Below are 6,420 nucleotides of genomic sequence, written 5' to 3'. Positions count from 1 at the left end.
CGGTCGAGGGCATGGCCACCGCCATCCCCTTCCACCGCGCCGTCGTCGCCGACCCCGCCTTCACCGACGACCCCTTCCACGTCCACACCCGCTGGATCGAAACCGAATTCGACAACCAAATCCCCCCGTATGCGGGAGCAGCCGGTGCGGAGGACGAGGAGGGCGAAGGTGGCCGCGAGACCGTCGTGGTCGAGGTCGGCGGCAAGCGCCTGGAAGTCTCCCTGCCCGCCTCCCTGGGCATGACCCTCGCCCGCACCGCCGCCGCAGGCGGCGCCAAACCCAAGCGCCGTGCGGCGAAGAAGTCCGGCTCCGCCCTGACCGGCGACACCCTCGCCTCCCCCATGCAAGGCACCATCGTCAAGGTCGCCGTCGAGGACGGTCAGGTCGTCCAGGAGGGTGATCTGGTGGTGGTTCTGGAGGCCATGAAGATGGAGCAGCCGATCACCGCCCACCGGGCCGGTACGGTCAAGGATCTGGCCGCCGAGGTCGGTGCCTCGGTCGCGTCCGGCGCCGCGATCTGCGAGATCAAGGACTGATCCTCTGCATTTCCTATGAGCGTGCTGTGCGTTCGACGAACGAATGTTCTGTTTGCGTAGATAAGTGCGCTCTTCGGGTGAACTTTCCGGGCATATGTGTGGCGCGCCGCGCTTTGCGGCATGCACTGGACATATGCTGGCACGCCGTTTTGGCGGCCCTGGGCATCGGAACCGACGCGACTGGGAGGCCGTCATGGCGACGCTGTGCAGACCGGCCATTGCCGTTCCCGAGCACGTGATCACCCGGGAACAGACGCTGGAGCTCGCACGGACGCTCCACGCCGACCATCCTCAGCTGGAGCTCGCCCTCCGGCTGATCGGCAACACCGGCGTGCAGAAACGACACCTCGTACAGCCGATCGAAGACACGCTCAAGCACCCGGGCTTCACCGTGCGCAACGCCCGGTACGAGCGCGAGGCCAAGGCCCGGGTGCCCGACGTGGTGAACAGGGCGCTGGACCACGCGGAGCTCACCCCCCGCGACATCGATTTGATCGTGTATGTGTCCTGTACAGGCTTCATGATGCCGTCGCTGACGGCATGGATGATCAATACGATGGGCTTCCGCCACGAGACCCGGCAGCTTCCCATCGCCCAGCTGGGCTGTGCCGCGGGCGGCGCCGCCATCAACCGGGCACACGACTTCTGCCAGGCCTACCCGCGGTCCAATGTGCTGATCGTGGCGTGCGAGTTCTGCTCGCTGCTCTACCAGCCCACGGACCTGGGCGTGGGCAACCTGCTCTCCAACGGCCTCTTCGGCGACGCCCTGGCGGCCGCCGTGATGCGCGGGGAGGGCGGTACGGGCGTACGGATCGAGCGCAACGGCTCGCACCTGGTGCCGGACACCGAGGAGTGGATCTCCTACGCGGTGCGGGACACCGGCTTCCACTTCCTGCTGGACAAGCGGGTGCCGGGCACGATGGCGATGCTGGCACCGGCGATGCGCGACATGGCCGAACCGCACCAGTGGGACGTCTCCGAGCTCGACTTCTACATCGTCCACGCGGGCGGCCCGCGCATCCTCGACGACCTCGGCCACTACCTGGGGTTGCCGCTGGAGACCTTCCGCTACAGCCGGGAGACGCTCACCGAGCGCGGCAACATCGCCAGTGCCGTCATCTTCGACGCCCTGGAGCGGCTCTTCGTGGACGGCGGGGCCCACGACGGGGCCCGCGGCATCATCGCCGGCTTCGGGCCGGGCATCACCGCCGAGATCGCGCTGGGCACCTGGACGGAGAAGGGCGTCGGCGACAGCTCGGCGGAGCGCGCGTCGGCCGTCCTGCCGGCGTGAGGAGGCCCACGGGGGACCGGCCGGCCCCGGGACGTGAGAAAGGGGGGCCCGGGGCCGGCACGCGGGCGCAGGGGGCCTTCGGCAGGCCCCAGGAGGCTCTTACAGGTCGAACTCGGCGGGGTTGATGCCCAGCGCGAAGCACGCCTCGCGGACGACGGCCTGCTCGTCCTTGTCGAAGTTGCCGTCGGCGCCGCCGATCACGATGCCTATCTGGATCACCGCGCGCGCCTCGGTCGGCTTCTTGTGCACCTTGCCGATGACCTGCATGACGCTGACCTTGCCGAAGTCGAAATCGGTCGTCAGCTTCTGGCAGTAGTCGTTGAAACGGGCCTGCAGGTCGTCGGCGGGGAAGTTGCGCAGGACGTCGTTGGTGGCGATCAGCGAGGCGACGCGCTGCCGCTCCGAGGCGTCGATCGAACCGTCGGCGGCCGCCACCAGCGCGCACATCGCCATGCTCGCGTCACGGAATGCGCCGCTCTTGAGCTCGTTCTTCTTCGCCAGCAGCTGGCCCTGCATCGTCGTGGCCGAGTCCTTGAACCGGTCCCAGAGCGCCATGTGCGTCCTTCTCCTTGTGCGAATAGGGGTGCACAGGGAGAACCGTCGCGGACGTTAAAGAAGTTCCCAAGAACGGGAAAGGGCGGGGAAAGCGTCGTTATCCGGCCAGCGGATCCAGGTGCATCGGCCGCACCTTCCCCTCGATCATCGCGCCCAGCCCCATCACCGCACACACGTCCGGCTTGTCGGCGATGCGCACCACCATGCCGGTGGCCTGCTCGATCATCATGTCCAGCCCCGGCAGCATCGCACTGCCGCCCGCGAGCATCACCCCGCGCTCGGCGAGGTCGGCCACCAGGTCCGGCGGGCACTCCCGCAGCACCCGGCCGATCGCGTCGATCACCGCCGTCAGCGGCGTGTGCACGGCCTCCCGCACGTGAGCGGTGTTGACCAGCACCGTACGGGACAGGCCCGTGGCCACGTCGCGGCCGCGCACCTCCGCCTCCGTACCCATCCGCGCCGGATCGAACAACGCCAGGTGCAGCGGGTGCAGCCCCTGCGACGGCAGCATCAGCTCGTGCTCGCTGCGCAGGTGCTGGATGACCGCGTAGTCGATGGCGTCCCCGCCGACCTGCACCTTCTCCGCCGCCACGATGGAGCCCAGCGACAACACCGCGATCTGCGTGGACGCGGCCCCGCACATCACGATCATCGTCGCCTCGGGCTGCTCCACCGGCAGCCCGCAGCCGACGGCCGCGGCGATCAGCGCGTCCACCAGCTCCACCCGCCGCGCCCCCAGCGCCGTGAGCACCTCCACGGCCGCCCGCTGCGCGATCGGCTCCGCGTCGTGCGGCAGGCACACCGCGGCCCGCAGCATCGGCTTGCGGCGCCAAGCACGGCGGATCTTGTCGTTGACCAGAAAGCGCAGCATGCGCTGCGCCATGTCGATGTCCACGACGGTGCCGCCGGAAATGGGCCGCACCACCCGGATGTGCCCCGGCGTCCGCCCGGCCATCCCGCCGGCCAGCGTGCCCACGGCGATCAGGGACCCGGTGCGGCAATTGACCGCGGCGAGACTCGGCTCGTCCACGACCAGGCCGCTGTCCCTGAGGTAGACGCGGGTCCTGGACGCTCCGAGGTCGACGGCCACGGTGCAGCGCGTGAGCTGTTCGAGACTGAGGGTCATCAGATCTGGTCCTGCCCTGCTCGACGCCAATGATCCAAGGCCATCGTGCAAGGCGCCGCGCCGCACTGCCCGCGGAAAGGGGCCGGGTGTGTGAGGGCCGGTCGCGTGAACCGGTCCGTGTGCGCCGGGCCGCGTGAATCGGGCCGTGTGGACCTTGCCGTGTGAACCGGACGGAGAAGGACACCCCCGTCGCCCGCCTCCGCCCCGGCTCACGCAGCTGAGTCTGGCAGGGGGGTCTGACAACGGCCTAAGCTCGAAGATATGACCGACCCGAGCACCTGGCGGGTCGCCGAGGGCAGGCCCTGCACCCACCTCGGCGAGGTCCGCGACGTGAAACCGCGCACCCCGGAGGGGTGCGAGGAGTGCCTGCGCATCGGCAGCACGTGGGTCCACCTGCGCGAGTGCCTGGTGTGCGGCCACATCGGCTGCTGCGACAGCTCCCCCCACCAGCACGCGAGCGCCCACGCGCGCACGACCCCCGGCCACGACGTGGCCCGCTCGGCGGAGCCGGGCGAAACCTGGGCCTGGTGCTACGTGGACGCGACCCTGCTCCTGCCGGACTGACACCCCCGGCATTCCGGAGCCGGATCACTCGGAGGTTCGGCTTCCGCGAAGGAGTCGTGAAGTAGTGGGAGGGACACCGTCAGTGCACGTGCATCGGCTCATGCAGGGGCACATGAACGGGGCTATGATCCGGAGGAGTTGACGTCCTCGAATCGTTGTTCTGGATACGAGGATGGCCCCAGCAACGATCCGGGAGTCTCCAGTGGCCCAGGCGTACAACGGAATGGCCGCCTCGGACATCCAAGATGTCGTGTGGCGAAAGAGCCGCTACTCCAACTCCCAGGGTTCGTGCGTGGAGTTCGCGAAGTTGCCGGGTGGCGGGATTGCCGTGCGCAACTCCCGCCACCCGGACGGTCCGGCGCTCGTGTACACACCCGCCGAGATCGAAGCCATGGTGCTCGGCATCAAGGACGGCGAATTCGACTACCTGCTGCGCGACTAACCCCGTGATCTAGTCGCGCCCGCGTGGCAGCCGGAACAGAGCCCAGACGACCTTGCCGTGGGTCGCCCCGGCGAGCGGGTGCCAGCCCCACGCGTCGCTGAACGACTCCACGAGGAACAGCCCGCGTCCGCGCTCGGCACCGGCATCGGCCTCGCCCGCGGCCGGCCCCGGTCCCGTTTCGCTCGGATCGCGCACCGCGCACACCAGCCGTGACGTCCACCGCATCAGATGCAGCCGCACCAGGGGTTCGGCCCCCCGACCCCACCCCAGGTCGGCCATCTCCGCCATTCCTTCGAACCGGGCCATCCGGTCCGCCGGCAGGGCGTAGCGCATCGAATTGGTCACCAGCTCGGACACGACGAGCGCCACCTCGTCGAAGAGCGTCCCCAGCTCCCACTGGTCGAGCGTGGCCCGCGTGAACTGCCGGGCGCTGCCGACCGCTTCGAAGCAGGGCGGGAGCGTACAGGAGGCCGAGGTGGAGTCGGTGGACGGGTCGATCGGAGGAAGCCCTCGCCATAAGGGTGAGAGCACAGTCGATCCTTCGGTACCCATCCGAGGCACTCCTGGCAATCGAGGACGTGACGTGCACGTGTGCGAGCTCCATGGTTGCCAATGCGCCCGGCGGATGCAAGGGCAGATGCACGTGCACGAGGCGGATTTGGGGGCGCACAGGGGGTTCGGTGCCAATTCTCCCTACGCCCCCCGTCGTAGAGCTCCTGCCCGTGGCCGGTCTGCGTAACCGCACCTGCACGCAACGGAGCCCGGAGATGGCAGACTTCGGCGCCGGGGGCTGCGGGGGTCGCCCCGGAAAGGCCGTAGACCGCGACCGGGAGCGGGGCCGGGCAGGACCGGCGGCCGTCCCGGCGAGAGGAAGGGTCCCACAGATGGCCACGAGCGAGTCGAGCGGTTCGGTGGTGCGACGCATCCTGCTGGGCTCCCAGCTGAGGCGGCTGCGCGAGGCGCGCGGCATCACGCGCGAGGCGGCCGGCTACTCGATCAGGGCGTCCGAGTCGAAGATCAGTCGCATGGAGCTGGGCCGGGTGAGCTTCAAGGCGCGGGACGTGGAGGACCTGCTCACGCTGTACGGGGTCGGTGACCCCGCCGAGCGCGAGGCGCTGCTGGGTCTGGCCCGGGAGGCCAACGTCGCCGGCTGGTGGCACAGCTACAGCGATGTGCTGCCGGGGTGGTTCCAGACGTACGTGGGCCTGGAGGGTGCGGCCTCCGAAATAGCGATCTACGAGGTGCAGTTCGTGCACGGCCTGCTGCAGACGGAGGGCTACGCCCACGCCGTCGTCGTGCGCGGCCAGCCGGGCGCGGACGCCGCCGAGACCGAGCGCCGGGTCTCGCTGCGCATGGAGCGCCAGAAGCTGCTGTTCTCGGAGCGGGCGCCGCGTTTCCACGCCGTCCTCGACGAGGCGGCGCTGCACCGCCCGTACGGTGATGAAACGGTCATGCGCAATCAGCTGCAGCACCTCATCGACATCTCCGAGCAGCCCAATGTGACCCTGCAGGTGATGCCCTTCGCCCACGGCGGGCATGCCGGCGAGGGCGGTGCCTTCACGCTGCTGCGCTTCCCCGAGTCCGACCTGGTCGACCTCGTCTACCTGGAGCAGCTGACCAGCGCGCTCTACCTGGACAAGCCCGAGGACGTGGCCCAGTACGCGCGGGTGATGGAGCGCCTGCACGCCGACAGCCTGTCCCCGGCGAGGACGCGCGACCACATCTCCGCTCTGCTGCAACGCCTGTGACGTGACTGGCACGCGCGTACGATGACGTCCGGTCGGAGGAACGAACGCCGGCACGAACGCCGGCACTCATGCCGGTACGAACGTCGGTACGCACAGCGGTACACCCCTCGGTACGCACAGGTACGCACAGGTACGCAGAGCCTCGCAGACGGGATGGC

General features: G+C 69.3%; 8 protein-coding genes. 5 read left to right on the top strand and 3 right to left on the bottom strand.

Annotated elements, in window-relative coordinates; translation table 11 throughout:
• Both ABD361_RS27340 and ABD361_RS27335 read left to right on the top strand, forming a co-directional pair.
• Nucleotides 1-536: biotin/lipoyl-containing protein (locus ABD361_RS27340; RefSeq protein ID WP_344439074.1), on the top strand; the 536-nt coding region annotated here is incomplete at its 5' end.
• A 193-nt stretch (nt 537-729) separates the two neighbouring features.
• Entirely contained in the window at nt 730-1,827 is a 1,098-nt protein-coding gene (locus ABD361_RS27335) for a type III polyketide synthase (RefSeq protein WP_344439072.1), read from the top strand.
• 99 nt (nt 1,828-1,926) lie between these two features.
• Here ABD361_RS27335 and ABD361_RS27330 read toward each other — a convergent pair whose 3' ends face one another.
• Nucleotides 1,927-2,382 carry a tellurite resistance TerB family protein gene (locus ABD361_RS27330; protein ID WP_344439069.1) on the bottom strand — a complete coding sequence of 152 codons (456 nt, stop codon included), beginning with the start codon at nt 2,380-2,382 and terminating at the stop codon, nt 1,927-1,929.
• Between the two features lie 97 nt (nt 2,383-2,479).
• On the bottom strand, nt 2,480-3,508 hold the full coding sequence (locus ABD361_RS27325; protein WP_344439067.1) for a rod shape-determining protein: 1,029 nt from the start codon (nt 3,506-3,508) through the stop codon (nt 2,480-2,482).
• Between the two features lie 261 nt (nt 3,509-3,769).
• Here ABD361_RS27325 and ABD361_RS27320 point away from each other — a divergent pair, with 261 nt between their 5' ends.
• Nucleotides 3,770-4,072 (top strand): UBP-type zinc finger domain-containing protein, encoded by a 303-nt coding sequence (locus tag ABD361_RS27320; RefSeq protein WP_344439064.1) that lies wholly within the window; start codon nt 3,770-3,772, stop codon nt 4,070-4,072.
• A gap of 202 nt (nt 4,073-4,274) precedes the next feature.
• On the top strand, nt 4,275-4,514 hold the full coding sequence (locus ABD361_RS27315; protein WP_344439061.1) for a DUF397 domain-containing protein: 240 nt from the start codon (nt 4,275-4,277) through the stop codon (nt 4,512-4,514).
• 9 nt (nt 4,515-4,523) lie between these two features.
• Here ABD361_RS27315 and ABD361_RS27310 read toward each other — a convergent pair whose 3' ends face one another.
• A complete protein-coding gene (locus ABD361_RS27310; protein WP_344439059.1) occupies nt 4,524-5,066 on the bottom strand; it encodes an ATP-binding protein in 543 nt (180 codons plus the stop codon).
• A gap of 332 nt (nt 5,067-5,398) precedes the next feature.
• Between ABD361_RS27310 and ABD361_RS27305 the strand changes: the two genes are divergently transcribed.
• Nucleotides 5,399-6,262 carry a helix-turn-helix domain-containing protein gene (locus ABD361_RS27305; RefSeq protein WP_344439058.1) on the top strand — a complete coding sequence of 288 codons (864 nt, stop codon included), beginning with the start codon at nt 5,399-5,401 and terminating at the stop codon, nt 6,260-6,262.
• Nucleotides 6,263-6,420: the final 158 nt, after the last annotated feature.

Origin of the sequence: Streptomyces luteosporeus, from assembly GCF_039532865.1 — a bacterium.
Taxonomy (GTDB): domain Bacteria; phylum Actinomycetota; class Actinomycetes; order Streptomycetales; family Streptomycetaceae; genus Streptomyces; species Streptomyces luteosporeus.
This window is presented reverse-complemented; position numbering and strand designations above follow the sequence as displayed.